This window comes from Gottfriedia acidiceleris (genome assembly GCF_050457485.1).
In the GTDB taxonomy this organism is placed as follows: domain Bacteria; phylum Bacillota; class Bacilli; order Bacillales; family Bacillaceae_G; genus Gottfriedia; species Gottfriedia acidiceleris_D.
The window spans coordinates 15,666-37,295 of the sequence record NZ_JBCMJM010000028.1 but is presented as its reverse complement, the minus strand read 5'-3'; the positions used below and the strand labels follow the sequence as shown (position 1 = coordinate 37,295).

The 21,630-nt window shown below is 33.0% G+C and carries 22 protein-coding genes; 9 read left to right on the top strand and 13 right to left on the bottom strand.

The genetic code is table 11. The annotated features are described in order from the left end of the window. Positions 1–12 precede the first annotated feature (12 nt). The 5 genes from ABEY15_RS22745 to ABEY15_RS22725 all read right to left on the bottom strand — a co-directional run bounded on the left by ABEY15_RS22745 (position 13) and on the right by ABEY15_RS22725 (position 6,193). A complete protein-coding gene (locus tag ABEY15_RS22745) occupies positions 13–963 on the bottom strand; it encodes an alpha/beta hydrolase (protein ID WP_429892286.1) in 951 nt (316 codons plus the stop codon). Positions 964–1,111: 148 nt separating this feature from the next. Next, a complete protein-coding gene (locus ABEY15_RS22740; protein WP_429892285.1) occupies positions 1,112–2,110 on the bottom strand; it encodes a TauD/TfdA family dioxygenase in 999 nt (332 codons plus the stop codon). A gap of 99 nt (positions 2,111–2,209) precedes the next feature. After that, complete coding sequence (locus tag ABEY15_RS22735) at positions 2,210–3,502, bottom strand: MFS transporter (RefSeq protein ID WP_429892284.1); 1,293 nt, start codon at positions 3,500–3,502, stop codon at positions 2,210–2,212. 86 nt (positions 3,503–3,588) lie between these two features. Continuing rightward, positions 3,589–4,644 (bottom strand): TauD/TfdA family dioxygenase, encoded by a 1,056-nt coding sequence (locus ABEY15_RS22730; RefSeq protein ID WP_429892283.1) that lies wholly within the window; start codon positions 4,642–4,644, stop codon positions 3,589–3,591. A 34-nt stretch (positions 4,645–4,678) separates the two neighbouring features. Further along, positions 4,679–6,193 carry a long-chain-fatty-acid--CoA ligase gene (locus ABEY15_RS22725; protein ID WP_429892282.1) on the bottom strand — a complete coding sequence of 505 codons (1,515 nt, stop codon included), beginning with the start codon at positions 6,191–6,193 and terminating at the stop codon, positions 4,679–4,681. A 394-nt stretch (positions 6,194–6,587) separates the two neighbouring features. On the opposite strand from ABEY15_RS22725, the gene ABEY15_RS22720 reads away from it, so the two are divergent. Next, positions 6,588–7,628 carry a YeiH family protein gene (locus ABEY15_RS22720; protein ID WP_429892281.1) on the top strand — a complete coding sequence of 347 codons (1,041 nt, stop codon included), beginning with the start codon at positions 6,588–6,590 and terminating at the stop codon, positions 7,626–7,628. 122 nt (positions 7,629–7,750) lie between these two features. On the opposite strand, the gene ABEY15_RS22715 is transcribed toward ABEY15_RS22720, so the two are convergent. Continuing rightward, positions 7,751–8,290 carry a DUF2179 domain-containing protein gene (locus ABEY15_RS22715; RefSeq protein ID WP_429892280.1) on the bottom strand — a complete coding sequence of 180 codons (540 nt, stop codon included), beginning with the start codon at positions 8,288–8,290 and terminating at the stop codon, positions 7,751–7,753. 270 nt (positions 8,291–8,560) lie between these two features. Next, complete coding sequence (locus ABEY15_RS22710) at positions 8,561–9,184, bottom strand: TetR/AcrR family transcriptional regulator (RefSeq protein WP_429892279.1); 624 nt, start codon at positions 9,182–9,184, stop codon at positions 8,561–8,563. 118 nt (positions 9,185–9,302) lie between these two features. Between ABEY15_RS22710 and ABEY15_RS22705 the strand changes: the two genes are divergently transcribed. Continuing rightward, positions 9,303–11,543, top strand: coding sequence for an MMPL family transporter (locus ABEY15_RS22705; protein WP_429892278.1), 2,241 nt, complete (start codon positions 9,303–9,305; stop codon positions 11,541–11,543). A gap of 78 nt (positions 11,544–11,621) precedes the next feature. Here the strand turns inward: ABEY15_RS22705 and ABEY15_RS22700 are convergent, their stop codons facing one another. From ABEY15_RS22700 to ABEY15_RS22685, 4 genes are all read right to left on the bottom strand, one after another. Continuing rightward, the gene (locus ABEY15_RS22700) at positions 11,622–11,924 is read right to left on the bottom strand and encodes a transposase (RefSeq protein WP_429892277.1); all 303 of its coding nucleotides are present in this window, start codon (positions 11,922–11,924) and stop codon (positions 11,622–11,624) included. Between the two features lie 306 nt (positions 11,925–12,230). Continuing rightward, positions 12,231–12,641: a GNAT family N-acetyltransferase gene (locus tag ABEY15_RS22695; RefSeq protein ID WP_429892276.1), complete on the bottom strand. Its 411-nt coding sequence runs from the start codon at positions 12,639–12,641 to the stop codon at positions 12,231–12,233. 78 nt (positions 12,642–12,719) lie between these two features. After that, complete coding sequence (locus ABEY15_RS22690; protein WP_429892275.1) at positions 12,720–13,238, bottom strand: GNAT family N-acetyltransferase; 519 nt, start codon at positions 13,236–13,238, stop codon at positions 12,720–12,722. 27 nt (positions 13,239–13,265) lie between these two features. Further along, complete coding sequence (locus ABEY15_RS22685; protein WP_098231418.1) at positions 13,266–13,718, bottom strand: MarR family winged helix-turn-helix transcriptional regulator; 453 nt, start codon at positions 13,716–13,718, stop codon at positions 13,266–13,268. Between the two features lie 123 nt (positions 13,719–13,841). On the opposite strand from ABEY15_RS22685, the gene ABEY15_RS22680 reads away from it, so the two are divergent. The 3 genes from ABEY15_RS22680 (at position 13,842) to ABEY15_RS22670 (ending at position 15,144) form a co-directional block, all read left to right on the top strand. Beyond that, a complete protein-coding gene (locus ABEY15_RS22680) occupies positions 13,842–14,279 on the top strand; it encodes a GNAT family N-acetyltransferase (protein WP_429892299.1) in 438 nt (145 codons plus the stop codon). Further along, entirely contained in the window at positions 14,276–14,941 is a 666-nt protein-coding gene (locus ABEY15_RS22675; RefSeq protein WP_429892274.1) for a YczE/YyaS/YitT family protein, read from the top strand. Before ABEY15_RS22680 ends, ABEY15_RS22675 begins: the two co-directional genes overlap by 4 nt. A gap of 68 nt (positions 14,942–15,009) precedes the next feature. Next, a complete protein-coding gene (locus ABEY15_RS22670) occupies positions 15,010–15,144 on the top strand; it encodes a hypothetical protein (RefSeq protein ID WP_056467807.1) in 135 nt (44 codons plus the stop codon). Positions 15,145–15,210: 66 nt separating this feature from the next. Here ABEY15_RS22670 and ABEY15_RS22665 read toward each other — a convergent pair whose 3' ends face one another. Together ABEY15_RS22665 and ABEY15_RS22660 are read right to left on the bottom strand one after the other, a co-directional pair. Next, positions 15,211–16,026, bottom strand: coding sequence for a putative protein N(5)-glutamine methyltransferase (locus ABEY15_RS22665; RefSeq protein ID WP_429892273.1), 816 nt, complete (start codon positions 16,024–16,026; stop codon positions 15,211–15,213). A gap of 139 nt (positions 16,027–16,165) precedes the next feature. Beyond that, positions 16,166–16,639, bottom strand: a complete 474-nt coding sequence (locus tag ABEY15_RS22660) for an SRPBCC family protein (RefSeq protein ID WP_429892272.1) — start codon at positions 16,637–16,639, stop codon at positions 16,166–16,168. Between the two features lie 271 nt (positions 16,640–16,910). On the opposite strand from ABEY15_RS22660, the gene ABEY15_RS22655 reads away from it, so the two are divergent. The 4 genes from ABEY15_RS22655 to ABEY15_RS22640 all read left to right on the top strand — a co-directional run bounded on the left by ABEY15_RS22655 (position 16,911) and on the right by ABEY15_RS22640 (position 21,509). After that, the gene (locus ABEY15_RS22655; RefSeq protein WP_429892271.1) at positions 16,911–17,624 is read left to right on the top strand and encodes a YetF domain-containing protein; all 714 of its coding nucleotides are present in this window, start codon (positions 16,911–16,913) and stop codon (positions 17,622–17,624) included. Positions 17,625–17,855: 231 nt separating this feature from the next. Then, entirely contained in the window at positions 17,856–19,316 is a 1,461-nt protein-coding gene (locus ABEY15_RS22650; RefSeq protein WP_429892270.1) for a spore germination protein, read from the top strand. Beyond that, on the top strand, positions 19,306–20,418 hold the full coding sequence (locus tag ABEY15_RS22645) for a GerAB/ArcD/ProY family transporter (RefSeq protein WP_429892269.1): 1,113 nt from the start codon (positions 19,306–19,308) through the stop codon (positions 20,416–20,418). The genes ABEY15_RS22650 and ABEY15_RS22645 overlap by 11 nt, the downstream gene beginning before the upstream one ends. Further along, positions 20,415–21,509, top strand: coding sequence for a Ger(x)C family spore germination protein (locus ABEY15_RS22640; protein WP_429892268.1), 1,095 nt, complete (start codon positions 20,415–20,417; stop codon positions 21,507–21,509). Before ABEY15_RS22645 ends, ABEY15_RS22640 begins: the two co-directional genes overlap by 4 nt. Positions 21,510–21,630 lie beyond the last annotated feature (121 nt).

The window sequence follows — 21,630 nt, the reverse complement described above, 5'->3', positions numbered from 1 at the left end:
AAAACTTGATTCTCAGACTGATTGCAAGCGTTTGTCACAGTCTGATCGTAAAAATTTATCTATCTTAGAAACCGTTGATTCAATATTGTTCGAAAAAATTGCCATATGTGCAAAATAGCCGTGGATCATTCCAGGTTCACACGCATATTCAACTTCTACTCCAAACTTTTTCAACCGATTGGCATAGGCTGCTCCTTCATCTCGAAGTACATCATTTTCCGCCGTAATAATTAATGCTTTCGGAAGGCCACTTAAGTCTTTTGCTATTAATGGAGAAGCATACTCATCCGTTTTGTCCTCTTCATTTCTTAAATAATGACTTCTGAACCAAAATAGCTGTTCTCGATCTAAGCCAAATCCTTTTGCAAACATTTGATGAGATTCTGTATTAAACTCAAGATTTGTAGGTGGATAGATTAAAACTTGTCCAGCAATGCTAGGACCCTTTCTGTCTCTTGCAATCATTGTAACGACCGTTGCAAGATTCCCACCTACACTATCTCCACCAACGATCAATCTAGAGACATCCCCATTAAAGGAAATACCATTTTCATAAACCCACTCCAAAGCAGAAAATGCATCTTCCACTGCTGTCGGAAACTTATATTCTGGTGCAAGGCGATAGTTTACGGATACAACAATGCTCTTTGTTCTATTAGCAATTAAGCGACAGCTTGCGTCCGTTGATTCAATATCCCCGAGAACCCATCCCCCACCATGGAAGTATATGAATATTTGAAAGGGACCTTGACCTTCTGGCATGTAAACTCGACAATTAATTACTTCATCATTACTTACTGGAATCATAAAGTCCTCTACTTTTGATAATCCTTCTAAATTTACAAGAGGACGAGGTGATTTTGAAAGCATTTCTCTTACAATTTTGGGTTCCAGTTCATGTATAGCTGGCATCTGTTTTAGAGCACTTAAAAACTTCTCCACTTGCGGATCTAACTTTGCCAAACAATATCAACCTCTCTCGTTTTAATTTACTTTACTTATACTTTTATCCAGAAATTAGCCAATCTAAATGATAAATTGGTGATCTTATTCATGTTACCCATCGAATAAAATCACCAATTACTTAATAAGCTAAATTCCCACTAGTTCTTTAGCTATTTATGGGCGCCCCACCAATATAAAACTCAAAACCTGGAGCAATTTTACGACCATTTGGCATCATAAGCCATAATCTTAATAAATGACGTTTTTTATCCTCTTCCTCGAAATCTTCAAAATGAGTACGTGAATGGAAAACAGTATAATTATTAACGAATTGCATGTCACCTGGTTCCATCATCATATCGATATGGAAGTTTTTATCGTGAGTAAGGGAATCAATAAAATCAAATGCTTCAATTTCCTCTTCCGACAAAAGGATACCTGTTTTCGTTTGTGCTGATTGGACATACTGGCGAATATATCTGCAGCTTAATTTACCATCGAAATAGCTAAAGATTGGTGATTGAACGACAGGAGATTGACCAGGCATTTCCTCTCCGCGAAGGTCATGGGCAAATGAACGATAGAGAATTTCAAGATATTCTGGTCGTTTTTCCAGAATTTCATTATAGATAGACATCGCACTTGCGATACTACTTAAACCACCAGATTTTGCTTTACGAAGACATAGTAAACCAACCACATCAGCAAGATCTGTATGATAATCAAGATGTACATTCGTTTGGTAGCCACGTACTTTTGTATTATCATTAAAATCCTTGCCTACATTTTTAATATGACCTAGGAGTTCGCCATTTTTACTTTGGATGATTGGCAGTCCTAAATGGAGTCCAAGCCCCCAGTAAATGATACTTGCTTCTTCATCGGAATAACGATCCATTGGCAATCCACGGATTAAAAGAAAACCTCTTCCATTCTCTAATTCGTCAACAAAGTACTTAATTTCGTCAGCTAGATCAGGAATTGGAAAATCTTCCTTTTTAAAATCAGGTGCTTTTAAACCTCGTTGTTGAACAAATAATACAGCCTTCTCAAGTGCAGCAAGTGTTTTGTCGGTTAAAAAATAAATCCATGATTCATCTTTAGCAAGATCAATACCTTTCCAAGCAGCTCGCCCTTGAATTTTTTCATTTAAAATGATTGACATTAAAACTCCTCCTTCGAAATTGAAGATTACTAATTTAATAGCGAAATAGTTAAAACTATTATTCTCAACTCCTATTTCTAAGTACTTGCAGATCATTCTTTAACTGCTCATTTGCTCCCCCGACTCATTTATTGCGTTTCTATGATTTGCGGGATGTACACCAATCCAAAATACGATTCCTATAATCAGCATTCCTAATGAAGAAAAGCCAAACGCGTAATTATAACCAATTGCTTCAGTTAGTGCATGTTGGATAAAGTATCCGAAGACTAGTGGAGCAATAATACTAAATATACTTGCAAGAGCAATGAATGCTCCCTGTGCTTTTCCAATGTTCTCGGGAGAAAAGAACTCCATCAATATAGCGGGAGCGAGTGAAAGAATTACGTATGCAAAACCAGGTGCTAGTGTAAAGAAAACGATAGACATCGTAACTGAATTCACGGTAATCGCTAGATATAGACATATAGCAGATAGCATCATCATGAGACCCGCAAGGTTAATACGGGCTTTACGAATATTGCCTGTTTTACGGTAAAGACGATCAGATAGCATAGAAAATCCAATTTGGCAAAAAGCTGCAAAAAGAAAAGGCAATGATACCGCTAGTTTTAAAGTCTGAGAGTCAAACTGTTGAATTTTTGTAAAGTATGACGGTAACCATACTGCTTGAATAGATAATAACCAATATGCACAACCACCGCACAAAACAATTAATATAAAGTTTTTAGAAAATAGATGTGGAAAAAACTGTCGCATTGAAACCTTAGGAATGCTAGAAGACTGGCTCTCCGTTTGATGAATAGCTGATAGTCCAATTTCTTTTGGACTTTCTTTACCGAAAATTATCCATAAAATTAACACGATTAGTCCAAGAGAACCCATCACTAAAAATGCCGATTTCCATCCATGTTTATCAATTAATGATATTAATAATGGAGAAGCAATTGCCGAACCACCGGTCGTTCCTAAAAGAACAGCACCAAAACCTATACCATGCCTATGGTTTGGGAACCATTTTCCCATGATTGCCGTAGAAAGTGCTGGAGCTGGACCTTCACCTAATCCTAAAATCATTCTTGTTATCAAAAGCAAAGTTAGGCTAGAAGCAAAAGGAGTTGCAAACTGAACAATTAGCCAAACTAATGACAGCCATGTCAACATCTTTTTCGTATTTTTCGAATCAGCCATTCCTCCAAGTATCATTGAGGAAAATGTAAAAAACCAAAAAAATGAACTTCCTACAACTCCCCATTCCGTTGGACTTAAATGTAATTCTTTCATTAATGGAACGGAAACCAAACCAATAATAATTTTATCGACTTGGTTGATCATACCGGTAAGAACTAGAAATAATAAGATTACCCAAGCGTATTTTGGAGTTTTTGACATACAAGTATATCCTCACTTTTCACTATTTAAGGAACACCTTTTCCAAAAAAGAAAAGATGTTCACACTCATTCTTACAGAAGCAAAATTACTTTAAAGTTTCAACAATACCGCCCGCTGTTTTATTACGAGCAGGTACACCGCCACGACCCGGTTTTCCAGTATTTTCGTCAAAAAACATTGCGAAATCCGGAGAAATTTCACGGCCATTTGGCATCGTGAGCCATAATCTTAATAAATGACGTTTTTGATCTAGTTCTTCATAATCTTCGTATTGAGTTCGTGAATGAAGAACCGTATAATTATTTACAAATTGCATATCACCTGGCTCCAGCATCATATTGAAATGTAAATTTTCATCATGAAGAAGAGAGTCCAGTAAATCTAATGCTTCGATTTCAACTTTTGATAACTGGATACCAGTTTTCGCTTGTGCAGATTCGATAAATAAACGAACATATCGGCAACTTAGTTTTCCATCATAGTAACTAAAAATTGGTGACTTAAATATTGGCGATTCCCCTGGCCCCTCTTCTCCACGGCGATCAAAGTTAAACGGACGACAAAGTATTCCTAAATATTCAGGGTTCCACTCTAAAATCTCATTGTAAACTGCCATCGAGCTTATAATGCTACTCTCCCCCCCTGATTTCCCTTTTCGTAGACTTAATAAACCTACTACATCAGAACCATCAGCGTGAAAAGGAAGATGCAGTTTTGTTTGGTAACCTCGAACGTTTGAATTTTCTAAACTAAGACCTTGATCTCTAACGTGCCCTAAAAGTTCACCATTAGCATTTTGCGATACTGGAGTACCCATATGAAGGCCAAGACCCCAATAAATGATGCTTGCTTCTTCATCTGTATATCTTTCAATCGGTAAACCTCGAATTAATAGAAATCCTCTTCCATTCTCAAGTTCTTCAACAAAGTAATCAATTTCATTTAAAAGATTTGGTACTTGGAAGTCTTGTTTGTTAAAGTTTGGTGCTTTTAACCCCTTTTGTTTAACATGGGCTAGTGCATTTTCAAGCTCAACAATTGTTTCCTCAGATAAGTAATAAATCCAAGATTCATCTTTTGCTAGGTCTGTTCCTTTCCAAGCTACTGACCCTTTAACCTTTTCCTTTAAAATTGTTGACATAATGAATTCCTCCCTTTATGAATGATTTATTTGCTTACTTTACTTCAGTCAATTCTCTTAACTCTCTACGCAAAATCTTTCCAGTTGAATTCTTTGGTAGCTCTTTAAAAAATTCTACATATTTAGGAAGCTTGTATTTAACTAGCTTTTCATTACAAAATTGAATAATATCGTTCTCTGTAAACTGTTCATCTTTAACTACGACGTATGCTTTTACACTTTCTCCGTATTCTTTATTAGGTACGCCAACTACTGCTACCTCTACAATTGCGGGATGTTGATATAGTACTTCTTCCACTTCACGAGGATAAACATTGTAACCACCAACAATAATCATGTCCTTCTTTCGGTCAACAATGTAGATATATCCATCTTCGTCCATTGTTGCGAGATCACCGGTGTAAAACCACCCGTTTTTAAAAGCGGCCAATGTAGCTTCCTGCATCCCTAAATATCCCCTCATTACATTTGGTCCTTGAACTACCAATTCTCCAACCTCACCTCTTGGCAATTCTTCTCCAAATTTATCTACTACTTTGCTTTGAACAGCTGGAATATTTCTACCGATTGAACCTGGTTTCCGAATTCCTTTTAACGGATTAATTGCAACAAGTGGCGCTGTTTCCGAAAGTCCATACCCCTCTAATATAGGTACGTTGAACTTACTTTCAAATTTTTGCAGAAGCTCTACAGGAATCGAAGCACCACCTGAAATACAAATACGAATCGATTTGAAATGATTTGACGAAGCTTCAGGTAATTGATTGATAAAATTGTACATCGTAGGTACTCCTGCAAATACAGTGGCATTTCTTTTTTGTATGGTATTGACTACATCGAAAGGACTGAATTTAGGCTGAATTAAAACTGTCGATCCACAAGCAATCGGTGCGTTCAAACAAACTGTCATACAGAATACGTGAAACATTGGCAGAACAGCAACTACTCGGTCGTTTTCATCCAGTTCAAGCAATTTTGAAATAGAATCTGCATTTGATGCCAAATTTCGATGTGTTAACATTGCACCCTTTGGTTTGCCTGTAGTACCTGATGTGTACAGAATAACCGCTAAATCTTCTTGATCAATGAATGGACTTCCACTTAAACTTGTTCCCGATTTCATAAGGTGCTCCCATGTCCATTCCTGTTTATTTGCATCTGTATAAATGACTAAATTTAGATTAACCAACTGTTTCTTTAGTTCTGATAACGTTGGCTCAGCAGATTCATGAGCAATAACCGCTTTTACTTGACTATTTTCCAATATGTAGCTGATTTCATCTTGGGTAAACAAAGGATTAATTGGAACAACAAAGGCACCTAGTCGCAAAATTCCATAGTATGCAATGAGAAATTCTGGCCTATTTCCTAATAACAGGGCAATTCCATCTCCTTTGGCGATTCCTTGTGCAGACATTCCTGCAGCAAATTGATTTACAAGCTGATTTAATTTCTTGTACGAAACACACTGATCACCATACATATAAGCGATACGATTCGGGAAATTAATTGCGCTTTTATTTAAGTTTTCGTATAAGTTATTACTCATTAAGTGAATTCTCCTCCTTTCAACCGCTTGGAAGCGTTTTATAAATTAATTATTTTGAATATTTAAAATATTACTACACTAAGTATACTCATAAATAAAAATGAAATAAAATTAAAGATTTTAATTTGTATGTAAGTCTTACTAATATTAAAATCGTTGTTTAATAAATAAGGTCCCACTAAGACAGATTTTATTAGATTCACTTATACTCCTTTCAACTAGCTCTAAAATATAAAAACAAAAATTTAAAAAGGCTCTGTTTATATTAGTTAGTTTATAGATTTTTTTCTAACTATCGTATTTACTTATCATAACTATAATAATAATTTATTTTCCTTATAGTAGATAATTCGATACGATAAATAATATAGAACGCCCCAAGGAGATGAACACGATGGAACAACAAGCAATAATTAATACAAAACAAGAGCAACAAAAAAAGCCTAGTAAACAGATAAATGTATCAATGATCTATGGAGTGGCTTTTACATTCATCATAGCTGTTTTAGGTTTTCTAATGGCAAAGTTACCAGGGTTCGATCATGTTGGACCACTTGCATGTGCCATTTTGCTTGCTTTAGTGTATAGACAATTTTTTGGATACCCTGAAAAATTGCGCGCAGGAATTCAATTTTCTTCAAAAAGACTTTTAAGATTTGCTATCATACTGTACGGATTAAAACTAAACATGGTTGTCATTTTTAGTGATGGTTTGCCTTTATTACTGAGAGGAATGGGAACCATCATATTTTCAATTGTCGTTCTTATGGCTATCGCAAAATGGCTTAAAGCAGATCTGAATCTGTCTCTATTATTAAGTATCGGCACTGGTATTTGTGGTGCTGCTGCAATTGCTGCCATATCTCCAATTATTAAAGCAAAAGATGATGACACAGCTATGGCCGTTGGGATTATTGCATTGGTCGGCACAATATTTTCCATCATGTATACTTTAATCTATCCTTTATTACCAATTAGCCCAACTGAATATGGAGCATGGGTCGGAATAAGCCTTCATGAGATTGCTCATGTAGCTTTAGCAGCTGCACCTGCAGGTCAGGATGCGCTTGCTCACGCATTGCTAGCCAAACTTGCCCGTGTATTTCTATTAATTCCGGTTTGTTTTATCCTTTTATTTTGGATGAAACGTAAAGGAAAATTAAACGGAGAAGCAAAACTGGAGTTCCCATGGTTCTTAATTGGCTTTGTTATTATGAGTTTTGTTGGAAGCTACATCCTTGGTCAAAAAATTCCGGTATCAAATAAAACGATGTCAGACGTTTCTGTTTTTACATCATTTATTTTAACAATGTCTATGACTGGTTTAGGATTAAATATTAACTTAAAAGAATTACGTACTAAATCAATTCGTCCGCTTATTGCAATCGTCATTACATCAATACTCTTATCTTTCGTAACATTTTTTAGTCTATAGCTCTAAACTTTTTAATGTGTTTGGAGTTAAGTCAATACCAAGAAAGGTAAAGTTAAATTAATAAAAAAATCAGAGAAACTTTATTCCAGTTTCTCTGATTTTTTATTTACTATATAAAGAGTCTATAATATATTCGATTTCTTATGTTTTGCTTTCTTCATTGAATTTAATAAAAATCCACCCTTAAACCTTCTCGCTTCATATGAAATAATAAAAGCACTTGGTTCATACTGCTCTATAAGATCCATGAGTTCAGGTTCTCTATTACGTTTTGTCAATATATCCAAATGATAACGTTCGCTGTCCCTTCCTTCTCCTTGGAACACTGTTACTCCAAATCCTTCCTCACGAAGTCTGTTAATAAGTATCTTATTTTTGTTCGTTAAATTAACTACTAATGTCGTATAACCAATTGCTAAGCGATTTTCTACGTAACTTCCGATTAGAATGCCAATTCCAAATCCGACTGCATAAACAATCATTGATAATGTACTTTGGTCTCCAGAAAAAACAAGCGACAATCCAAATACATAAATAATAGCTTCCAAAAAACCAAAAAGCGCAGCAGATACACTCAGCCCTTTTACAAGAAAAATTGTTCGTAATGTTAAGACAGGTACATAAATCAATTGCAATAATAAAATAAGTAAAATATCTTTCAATGTAGACACCTCAAAGTTTAAATTTTTAAGACAGCAGATTTAGGTATTTAATTTGTTTCATCCTAAGCCTTGCTTTTAAACTTTTTTTTAAGGAATCAAAGTGAAAGCCTAGTAGAAAATTATAATAATAATAAAGCTGAATTGTTAAGTACATAATGTGATTTTTTTGTATCATTTACCAGTTGTAGTACTTAATTCAACTTGTTCAGTTAATTTCCTGCTTTATTTAACACGCAAAAAAGAAGATCTACTCAAAAAGTAAATCTTCTTTTATTTATTACCCATTATTCCATTCCAAAAGAAGTCTATGATTTGTTCAGCCATTTCATCTATTGTAGAGAAAATTGAATTTTGATCTGCATCCTTATAATTTCCAATCGATAGAATTGCAAAGAACAATTGCGTATAGAATTTTGCATTGCCTTTAGGTATTTCTCCATTCTCTATTGCCGTTGTCATTGCTTTTTCGATCACGTTATACATCATTTCTTCCGCTTTATTCATCTGTTGTAATTGCTCATCTGATAAAGAGACTTTCGCTTCTTTCGTAAAAGCTTTTAAATCAATTTCAAAAGTTGCTCTTAAATGGACTTTAACCATTTCGTTGAGATTTTCTTTTAACGATTTATCCGTAGATAAAATCTCAGCAATTCGATCACTTATTCGAAGCATCATTTGAACCATTGCATCCGTAAAGAGATCTGCTTTTGTTGGATAATAATAATAAACCGTTGCTTTGGTCACACCACACTTCTTAGCTACGTCATCCATTGAAACTAATTGATATCCGTTTTGAAGAAACAATTGGATTGCATTTTCAACGATTGTTGTTTTTGTAGGCTTTTTTTTTGAATCCTGCGGTGGTCTTCCAAGAGGCCGTTTAATTTGTTCCAATATGCTTCTCTCCTAACCTTTTAATTCCCCTTCATTATAGCATAATAAAAGTTCTTGAATAATTAACTGACCAGTATATATAATTAAGTTAATAAATTTTACGTGAGGTGAATTATATATGAAACAGCACCCCTTTCATTCTTGGGGCAAATTTGTAAGTAGTAAACGTACAAGATGGATAACATTGTTGATGTGGGTTTTATTAACGGTTGTATTATCATTTACTTTTCCATCTGTAAACGAAGTAGAAAACAATACAGCAGATAACTTACCTAAGCAATCCATGTCACAAAAAGCGGATCAGCTAATAAAAAAAGAATTTCCAACTGATTCTGGAAACCCTTTATTAATTGTTTGGAACCGTAAAGACGGACTAAATGAGGACGATTACAAAGTCATTCAAACTGTTTATAAAGAACTTCGAAATAATCCATTAAAAAATCAATTAACATCACCGTCATATGATTTAATGCCTATTCAGGCAATTAAACGAAGCTCTTCAGAGGATGGTTCAACAATCATTACAGCTGTTCTTTTTGACAAAAAAGCAGATGATAAAGTACTACAAAAAAATATAAACTTATTAGAAAAACAAATTAAAAATAATACTGGTGGAGACCCAGTAAAACGAAAATTAACAGAATCTGGTCTAAAAGTCCGCTTTTCTGGCCCGGTTGGTATTCAAACAGACGCTGTAAGTTTATTTTCACAAGCCGATGTTAAACTTTTATTATCAACTGTATCACTTGTATTAGTTTTCTTAATCCTTCTATATCGTTCGCCAATTATGGCAATTGTGCCCTTAATAGTCGTTGGTTTCGCATATGGAATCGTAAATCCATTATTAGGCTTATTAGGTGATAAAGGTATTATAACGGTAGATTCTCAAGCCGTTTCGATTATGACAGTTTTATTATTTGGTGCAGGTACTGATTATTGTTTATTTTTAATATCTAGATATCGTGAATATTTACTTTTGGAAGAAAACAAATATAAAGCACTTCAGCTCGCAATCAGAGAATCTAGTGGAGCCATCTCGATGAGTGCTTTAACGGTCGTTATTGGATTAGGTACACTCTTATTAGCTCAATATGGTGCTTTCCATCGTTTCGCAGTACCATTTAGTTTGGCAGTCCTTATTATGGGTATTGCTGCAATCACTATTCTACCTGCCTTACTTTCTATTTTTGGTAGAGTTTCATTTTTTCCTTTTATCCCAAGAACAGAGGAAATGGAAGCATTAAGAGCTAAGAAAAAAGGAAAATCTATTAAGAAATCAAAAATCAAAGTAACATTTAATCAAAAAATAGGAAAACTAGTTACTCGTAAACCTTGGACAATTATTCTAGTCTCGATCATTCTCTTAGGAGGTCTGGCTTTATTTGTACCTCGAGTACAATACACATACGATTTACTTCAATCATTTCCTAAAGATATGCCTTCCAGAGAAGGATTCGATATAATATCTGACCATTATTCATCAGGTTTATTAGCACCCGTTAAAGTAATAATCGATACAGAAAATAAAAATATTCCTGTGAAAAAAGAATTAGAATCGCTTTCATTCGTAAAAGATGTATCTGAACCTATTACAGGTAAAGATAATAAAAAATTACAATTATATGAAATTTCTTTAGTCGATAATCCATATTCTATTAAGGGATTAGAGCGAATACCTCAACTAGAAAAGAAAATTAAGCAACTATTGAACGAATATAATATACAAAAAGTAGATCAGCATTACTGGATTGGTGGAGAAACAGTAACGAATTTAGATACAAAAAATATAACTGAGCGTGATGAATCCGTGATCATTCCGGTAATGATTGGATTAATTGCATTATTACTGTTAACTTATTTACGTTCCTTTACAGCGATGATTTACTTAATTCTAACCGTCATATTATCTTATCTTTCAGCATTAGGTGCTGGCTGGCTAATTCTTCACTACGGATTTGGGGCTAGCGCTATACAGGGGTCGATTCCATTATATTCCTTTGTATTTTTAGTAGCATTAGGTGAAGATTACAATATATTCATGGTTTCCGAAATATGGAAAAATAAAAAGAAACAAACCCATCGCGAAGCAGTATCAAATGGAGTCGCAAAAACTGGGGCTGTTATTTCATCTGCTGGATTAATCTTGGCTGGTACATTCCTAGTGTTAGCAACACTACCTATTCAAGTATTAGTTCAATTTGGTATTGTTACTTGTGTTGGAGTATTAATTGATACATTCATAGTTCGTCCACTTTTAGTTCCAGCAATTACTACAGTATTAGGTAGATTTGCATTTTGGCCAGGTGAACTTTCGAAAAAAGAGTATGATTCAAAACAAGAAATGCAAATAGAAAAATAATCATAATAAAAACACCACAATGCATGATTTACGGAAATGATGCGTAGTGGTGTTTTTCATTGGAATCATCTTTATACATTACTTATTAGTTTGATTAAGCTGTTTAACCATCAGATTAATCAATTGATATAGGCCGTATATCCCTAAGTAAGAGCCTGAAATTAAAAAATAAATATTAAGAAATACAGCATGAATATTTGTCATGAAAACAACATCATGTTTTATAATCTCATAAATTGAAATTGCTGAAATTCCCCCAAAAACTACATAAGAAATGATTGCGATCAAATTAAAGATTGTGTTAAATATTCGATTAAATCTAGCTAATCCATTCATAATAATAGGAAAAAAAATAATTGAACAAAATATTAAAGTTTTCAAGTGGTTTATTTACTCCATTTTATTATTGAATTATGTTAATTTTATTCTTTTACATTTATATTAACTATCCAAATTGACCACTCTTTTCATTCTCCTCATAAAAATCATCAAATAAATACCAAAAAAGCTTGGTGACTAGTCAAGCTTTTTTGGATAACCGTATGAAAAAGGGGTGGGGAATTATACATAAGGTTTTATGACACCATTTATCAACACTGGGGTTATTTGTATTGAATGTTATCATATTTAAATGATAATGATTATCAGTATCATTGTCAACTTTTTTACTTATAATATACTGATCTATTATAAATATTTCTCCATAATTACGTAGTCTTTCCCATTTTTTATAAAACTGGTATTGGTTACTTTCAAACCAAACTTTTTATAAAAATTCACTTTATTCTTTCTAGCATTACACCAAATTTTCTTCACGCCATTATTCTGAACTTCCTTTATAACGTAATCTAATAGCCTACTCCCATATCCTTTACCTTGTTCTTGTTGAAGAGTCGCAAATTTTCGAAACTGACAATCTCCATTGGTTATAAAAATAGAAATAACTGAAATTAAAGTAAGTCCTTTAAAAAGGCCATAATGAACCCCTAAATCATCATCTTTCAATTTTATATAATCAAAAGGTTGATCTGCCCACATAACTTTATGCCTTATTTCCCATACATCTTCCTTTTTTACTTGTCTTATCGCAGTTTCCATCGTTCTCTCCTTTTTTGTCTTTACCATTACTCTGTAGTAGAGAGATTATTTTAATGTGAACAATATCAAATAAGAATATTACCCAAGTGTTTTAGTCATGATAAAGTCAATTTGTTCTTCATCACCCATATAAAATGAGTGTGACCCATTGTGAACAAATCCCAATTTTTTATAAAATGCGATCGCATTTTCGTTTTTTTCCCATACGCCTAGCCAGATTTTCTTTTTATTAAGACCCTCCGCAATTTCTATGGCTTTATTAAACAGAACTTTACCAAGACCGTGTTTTTGAAATTCCTTCTTTATATAAATCCTCTCGATTTCAAGTGATTCATCGCCCATTTCTTCAGATTGGGCATCATCCGTATTGACCTTTAAATATCCAGTGACGGTTTGATTATAATGAATGAAAAAGAATTGTGAAGACTCATTCAACAATTCTTCTTCAATTTGATTTAAATTAAACGCTCTTTCTAAATAAGCATTCATATTTTCAAGTGTATTTTGATGCTTAAATGTCTCATTAAACGTTTCATAGCCGATTTGTTGAAGATTATGTGAATCCTTTGAACTACACTTTGTTATCTTGATCGTCATATTAATACGTCTCTCCTCTTAATCTAATCAATAATTTCTCTTGTTTCCTTTTTTTACAAATTCCCAGTCTTTTTCTACATTTTTTCTTACCTTTTGAAGAAGATTAAAAATGGTTTCAACCTCTATTTCGGACAATCCCTCTAGTGCAACGATATTAGAATAATCGTTTTCTCTTTTTATAAATGGATAAACATTTTCCCCTTTTTCTGTAGCAAAAAGTTTTTTTATTTTTTTGTTCTCTTTATCCTCTTTCTTTTCAATAAATCCGTTCATTTCAAGTTTTTTTATAGCACGCGCTGCTGTCGTTCGATCAACTTTTATCATCTCAGCCAATTTTTCTTGAATGATTCCTGGATTTTCAGCTATTCGCACTAGATATAAATACTGCCCTTTTGTAAGGTCATGCTCTTTAAATTCAATATTACTGATCGAATCTAGAGCCCTTGCGATCATTCCAATTTCACGAAGAATTTCCTTCATAATTAACTCCTTAGTTTTAATTTTGTTGTAAATGCAATAAAAATGATATATATTGAATTTAACTTATTTTTGTTGTATTTGCAATAAAACAAAAAAATTGATTAAAAGGGACTGATAAAAATGATGAAGTCAAAAAAAATAATGAATGAAGAAGAGCTAAAAATAGCATTTGCAATAAGGAAAGATATATTTGTGAAAGAGCAAGGTGTACCTCTAGACGATGAATTTGATCAATACGACAAATTAAATGGAGATTGCGAACACATATTAGTTCATTACAATGAACAACCAGTCGGTACAGGAAGGATTAGGTTTGTTGATGGAGTAGGTAAATTGGAAAGAATCTGTATCCTGGAGTCTTTCCGGAAATTTGGTCTTGGCAAAAACATTATTAAAGCTTTAGAAGAAATCGCGGAAGAACAAGGAGCTTCGCAAGTAAAATTGCATGGCCAAACACATGCAGAAGGTTTTTATAAAAAACTTGGTTATCGTACTTCCTCTGATGTCTTTATAGAAGATGGTATCCCTCATATTCTAATGCTAAAAGAAATAACTAAATGATAAAGCGATTAATTAAAGCGAAATATGTTTTTTACGTATTAGGAATTTTAATATTAACCTTAGGTATTTCAATCAATATACAATCTAACCTTGGAACTTCACCTTTTGATGCGCTTTTAGTGGGGTTATCCAATAATGTGGGGCTGACTGTCGGAAGTTGGGAAATAATCATTGCTCTACTACTAATATGTATAAATTCTTTTATAAAAAGACAAAGACCAGAATTTTTAGGATTAGTAACTGCCTTTATTACGGGTATCGGTATTGATATGTGGCTTTATTTATTACACAATTTAGTAACACCTGAAATTTGGTATAGCAAAATAGCTTGTTATAGTATTGGATTAGTTATTTCAGGACTCGGAACTGCAACCTATTTACACACAAACTTTGCACCGATTCCAGTGGACCGATTAACTTTAATCTTACAAGAATTAACTAGAACAAATATCTTTTTTTCGAAAACAGTCATTTATCTCATTTTCTTAATAGCTGCATTAATTTCAAATGGACCAATCGGCATTGGAACGATACTAACCGTTTGTTTTGGTGGGTTAATACTAAATTACTTTATGCCACTTACAAAAAAATATTTAGACCGTGTATTATCTCACACTAGTACATCTTCTAACTTTGAAAAAGAGAAAAATCTTTCAATATAGAATGTACTAGATTACTTTTACTCATAAATCTACTTTCTTCGGAAACACTATCCTTGGAGGTGAAGCACATGAGTAAAAAATCATCTGGAAGAGGACAAAAAGCTCCAAGTGTTAATCCACAGGGATACGGAAAAGACGTTGAATTTTCAACTGAGCCTCAAAGTGAACTACAGAATTTAGCAAAAAAGTCGAACAAAAAATAAGCTTTGCTACTAAAAACAACCAGAGTAACCCATAACGGGGCTACACTGGTTGTTTTTTTAATAATTCTATAATGGCGGTTTTGTACCAATTACGATTGTGGCGTCTAATTCATTATTGTGTATGAACCTGGCTATTAATCCATATTGATTAAAAATTTCAACTGTTTGAGGAGCCTGAATTTTACTCGTCTCTATTAATAAATGCCCGCCTGAAGCTAACCAGAAAGATGCATTTTCTGCCACTTTTCGATGAATATCATTTCCATCCTTACCACCATCAAGTGCTACTTTTGGCTCATAAAGCCGTGCCTCCTGAGGGAGAGACTTTATTGCCTCAGTTGGAACATATGGTGCGTTCGCCACTATAATATCAACATTTCCAAGTAATTGAGGTGGCAATGGATTATAAAGATCTCCTTCATATACAAGACCACCTAGTTTAGAAACATTGCGCTTGGCACACTGGACTGCAGTAGAATCAATATCGACCGCATATAACGAAACCAATCCTACTGCCTTTGAAATTGCTACACCCACTGCACCTGAACCACAACAAAGATCGACCACTTTGACACCAGGTACAGATAAGTCAATAGCCTTTTGAACAAGAAACTCTGTCCGACGGCGAGGAACGAAGACACCTGGGACAACTGCAATCCTATTGCCATAAAAATCCGCCCAACCTAGGATGTATTCTAAAGGTGAGCCAGCTACTCTAAGTTTTACCATTGTTAAAAGTTCTTCCAAAGTATCAGCTTCAGAAATGAGAAGTTGAGCCTCTTCTTGTGCAAAAACGCAACCGGCGTTCCGAAGTTGCTCGATTATACGATCTTTAATTTGGTCACTACTATAAATTTCTTTTTGTTTTACTATATATACCACCCACTCTTTATTATGCTTATAAATGGGAGTTCGTTAAAATTCGAAAAATACCTTCTACAATTTAAATACCATTAGTTGAAGAAAGTTTTACTACGCCATTCAATTTCCTTATTTTAAAAGGCTCGTTCAGAGTTAGGCATTAAAACATAATTGTCAGATATTCCTCAAGGCGTTCCATTGTCTGTTCAGCACCTGGAATGGCATATGTTTTTACTTTATCGAAAACAGCAGGTTCTTCTTCAAAAAGTGAACTATAAGTTAGTTTCGTCTTACCATTAAGCTCTTCAAAGATCGCTGTTGCCAGAAAATGAGGAAACACATCATGTTTGAAGACGATTCTCTCGAGCTGAACAACCTCGACAATGACGTTAGTGTTTGAAAAATCAACCCCATCAGGACCGTGCATGATAAACTCCCATGTACCTCCAGGTTTCATATCAAACTTTTGAAAAGTCGTCGTAAATCCATTAGGTCCCCACCATTTTGATAAATGCTCTTCTTTCATCCATGCATCAAACACAAGTTTACGTGGAGCATTAAAAATGCGGGTGATTATAATCTTGTTTTCACGTACTTGAGTTGCGTCTATATTTGATGTGTTATTTTGGTCCATGTCCTTCCCTCCTATGTTCAATAAAACTAAGTTTTTTAAGCAAACCGTATAGATTTATTCAACATTTAAACCGACAACACCTCTATACTGCATGCTGGACACAATAGATTATCTATTTGACAATTTTTCTAAAATTAAAAAGCACTGAATCACATGAATCCAGGACTTTCATAATCTTTAATAAAACTTGTTTAATATTTTATTGAAATCTTTTACGTATTATCTATAACTTTTATGTAAAAATATAGTAAAAAACCTAAAGGTGAAGGTAATGATTGGAACAATTGATGTCATAATTCGAACTCTTTTCGCATTTGTTTTACTTATTTGTATTACCCATCTTCTTGGAAAACAAACAATTTCTAAAATGACTTACCATGATTATATTACTTCAATTACATTAGGATCTATTGCAGGCAACTTGACGTTTAATACTTCCATACATTTCAGAAACTATATTACAGCTTTAGTAATCTTCAGTACATTTTTATTCCTTGCTACCTTAGTTTCATTAAAAAATAAAAAAGCCAGAGCAATATTCAACGGAGAACCTACTGTTGTCATACAAGATGGTAAAATATTGGAAAAAAATATCCAAAAACTAAAAGTTACAATGGATTCATTCAATCAAGCACTAAGAAGGAGAGATATATTTGATATAGATGAGGTAGAATTCGCTATTTTTGAACCTGATGGACATTTATCTATATTAAAGAAACCATTATATCGTTTTGTAACTAGAGAAGATTTGGGAATTTCAAGTCCTTCACAATCTGATTTCCCTATTGAAATCATTATGGATGGTCAGATAATAAATAAAAACCTCACTCAAAATAACCTAACAAAAGATTGGATCATTACTGAAATCGAGCAACGAGACTGGAATTTAGCTGATGTTTCATATTGTGTTCGTGGAACGAATGGTCAACTGTATTTTGATTTGTACAAAGATCAGATTAATTCCCCTGTTGATATAGAGGAATGAATAAAAAGAATCGGTAACTTCATTGGAGATTACCGATTTTCATGTTAATCCCCCAACTAGTACTAGTGCATTCTATTTTATTATCACAATTATAAATAGAGCTCTCACATGTCAGTTAATCTGAACTATGAGTTAGCCCTTTTCTTTCTTTATAACCCTTCAATTCTTAATCTGACCAATGAATATGTTTTTCTATTTTACAAACAATATACGACAGGAGGTGGAATATTATTGAAAACACAACAAACAATATCTAAAGACATTAATAGTAATTTAGAAAACTTAAAAGAAGAGTTTTCAAATGTTTTTGATTTCAAAACTAGAAAGATTATTTTCAATAATAGACCACTATGTATTGCTTTTATTGATACAATCTCGAATAAAGATATTATTAATGAAAAAATTATAAAGGTACTTTTAAATATAAAACATGGAAATATTATGACTGATCTTCCGGTTTCAAATATTTCTACAACTGATTGTTTTAACGAAATTAATGTTTCTCTTATTAATGGAAATACAATTATATTAGAGGATGGATCCAAGGAAGCCTATATAATAGATACTATTTTATTTGAAGTGAGATCAACTAGTGAACCTGTAAATGAAAAAGTCGTTTCAGGTGCTCACGACGGTTTTGTTGAGAGCCTAAGTAAAAACGTAAATTATATAAGAAATAGAATTAGAAGTTCTCATTTTAAAACGGAAATTGTACAAATTGGCGATCCTGCTACAAATGTTGGAATATTATATTTAGATAATATCGTAAATAAAGATATTCTACAAAATGTTAAAAATCGTATTCATTCAATTCAACTTGAAAATAATTTAACATCAGGTAAACTGGAAGAATTTATCGAGGATTGTTCCTTTTCTCCTTTCCCACAATTATTAAAAACAGAGCGTCCTGATCGAGTTATTTCTAATTTGTTTGACGGTAAAATTGCCGTAATCGTTGAAGGTAGTCCTACCGTTTCAATTATGCCAGCTACTTTTTTTATGTTTTTTCAATCTCCTGATGACTATAATGGGAGAGTTTTAGTTGGGTCTTTTTTAAGAATCATTAGGCTATTTAGTTTTTTTCTCTGTATAACTTTACCTGCAGTATACATATCAATTGTTTCATTTGGTTATGAAATTCTCCCATATGAATTAGTTACTACTATTCAAAACAGCATAGAATTTGTACCATTTTCACCATTTGTCGAAGCGATCATTATGCAATTGATATTGGAATTATTAAGAGAAGCATCCATTCGACTTCCAAGCCCAATTGCTCAAACAATCGGCATTGTAGGAGGGCTCGTTATCGGAACAGCTATTGTAGAGGCTAATTTAGTTTCAAATACCATGACAGTAGTACTCGCCATTACAGCAGTTGCATCATTTGTTGTTCCTGTTCATGAAATGAGTTTTACACTTCGATTATTAAGCTTTCCAATGATTATTTTGGCATCAATCTATGGATTCGTTGGTATTATATTCGGTTTAACGATTATTTTTATTCATATTGCTAAACTAGAATCCTTTGGTTCTCCATACTTTTCACCTCTTGCACCGATTCGAATAAAGGATTTAAAGGATACCTTGATAAGAGTGCCAAATTGGAAAATGAAGACTCGACCGACAAATGCACATCCTACTGATACGATTCAGTCCCAAGAAACGAAAGGGTGGAAAAATGATAATTAAGCAAAACGAGACCATTTCATCCTTTCAATTATTTTTTTATATGGTAATAGTCCAATTAAATGTTGCAACATTAAGGTTACCTATGTATTTATATAAAGAAAGTGCTCATGATGGATGGATTTCTTTATTATTTTCTTGTCTATATTCTGTATGTACTATATTCCTATATTCATTTTTAATTAAGCGGTTTCCCAATTTAACAATTTTTGAAATTTGTACGTTTTTTTTTGGAAAGTGGATCGGTGGAATATTAAAAATTAGTTATATTTTATATTTTATCTTTATTGCTTATTTAATTAATCAATCCTATCTATTTGTTTTTAGTAAATGGGTTTTTCCAAACTCACCATTTTGGAGTATTTTGCTCCTTTTATTGATAATTGGTATCTATTTAGGAAAAGAAAATATTCGAACAATGACTCGATTTTTCCAATTATCTTTTTGGACATTTTTAATCATTTTCGTTTTTAGTATTGAAGCGTTCCATCAGGTGGAATGGAAATTTTTACTACCAGTTGCTCAAGTTAACTTTGCCCATATATTGAAAGGAAGTTATACGTCTTATTATTTCCTACATGGTTTTGAGTGTCTTTTAGTTGTCTACCCATTTGTAAAAGGTCCGCATAGAAAAATAATAAAAAGCTCTATTTTTTCTATATTATTTATTACAATGATTAATTTATTTACTGTCGTTTTATGTTTCGTATTCTTTAGTAAAAAAGAAATGGAGTTAATTCCAGAACCAACAATTTATTTATTTAAAACCTTAACTTTTTTCAAAGTACTAGAGCGACTCGATTTACTATTTCTTTCAGTGTGGTTTGTCATAATTGCCTCTTCCTATGTGGCTTATTTAAATTTGGCTAATATCGGTATTTCAAATTTAATAAATAGAAAAAGAGTTAGTACATTTTCTACTCTTGCAATTTGCTTGATTATCTTTCTAGTTAGTAATTTAGTACCTTCTTCAAATGGATTTTTAGATATCCTAATAAAAATCTTATCTATTTCGAGTTTTATTTTTATACTATTGATTCCAGCGTTGATCTTATGTATATCCCTACTCTTTAAGATTAAAAGTAAGGAAGTTAAAGTATCATGAAAAAATATCATTACATTATTTATTTATTAATCTTCTTTTTAACAGGCTGCTGGGATCAGCACTCCTTGAAGGACTCTGCATTAGTACTAAGTATTGCATTTGACCAACTTCCTAATGACAGTATTAAGGGAACAGCAAGCGTCAGTGCTAATATTACAAAAGGCGACCAAACCGAGGCCACTAATTATATTGTTAATGATCAAGGCGCAAGTATAAGAGATGTACGTAACAATATTGATTATCAAATTCCTGGTAGTTATTCTTCCAACAAATTGCTAGTGATGCTATTAGGTGAAAAACTGGCAAAAAACAATTTGTATCCTTATTTTGATACCTTTTTCCGATTTATTAGAAACCCTTTAACTTCACGAGTAGCAATCGTAAAAGGACAGGCTTCTAGTATTATTGAAATGCAAACTTATAAAGATATTATTATCAGTCAATCACTTTCAGAAATGCTTGAGTCAGCTGAAAATATATCTGTTATTCCAAAAGAGACACAAGAAACTATTTACAAAAAAATGGACGATCCAGGTACTGATTTAGTCCTCCCTTATTTAGAAAAAATAGATGATGAAACAATAAAAATTAAAGGTGTGGCACTTTTAGAAAACAATCGATTTACCGGTAAGATCCTAAATAATAAACAGTCAAAATTATTGCTATTACTGCAAGATAAAAAAAGTAATACGATGAGTTTGTCGGAACCAATGGGGAGCAATAATGAGGTTATCTCTTTTAAAGTAAAAAGTATAAAAAGAAACCTACAAATTAAAAACGAAGAGCAACCTAAAGTAAAGATCGATTTAAAAATAAAGATTGATTTAATCGAGTTCACTGGCGAAGATTTAGCTAGTAATATCAAGAAAAAGGAAATAGAAAACAAAATTGCTAAAAATATCGAAATGGAGCTAAATGAAGTATTTAGACTTCTTCAAGACGCGAATTGTGATGCATTAGGAATTGGTAGATATTTAATGGCCTATCATCCTGATACATGGAAGAAGATAAATTGGGAAAAGGACTATTCAAAAGTTCCTTTTGAGCTCAATACAAAAGTGACTATGTATACAAGTGGGATTATTTTATGACAGTTAAAACTAGTAAAGTTTAGCAATTATTTATTTACATTACAAAACTAGAAAAGCCCTTTATCGGGCTTTTTTTGGTTTGGCTTGTTTCCATTCGTAATTTGTGTCAGTTTACAAATGT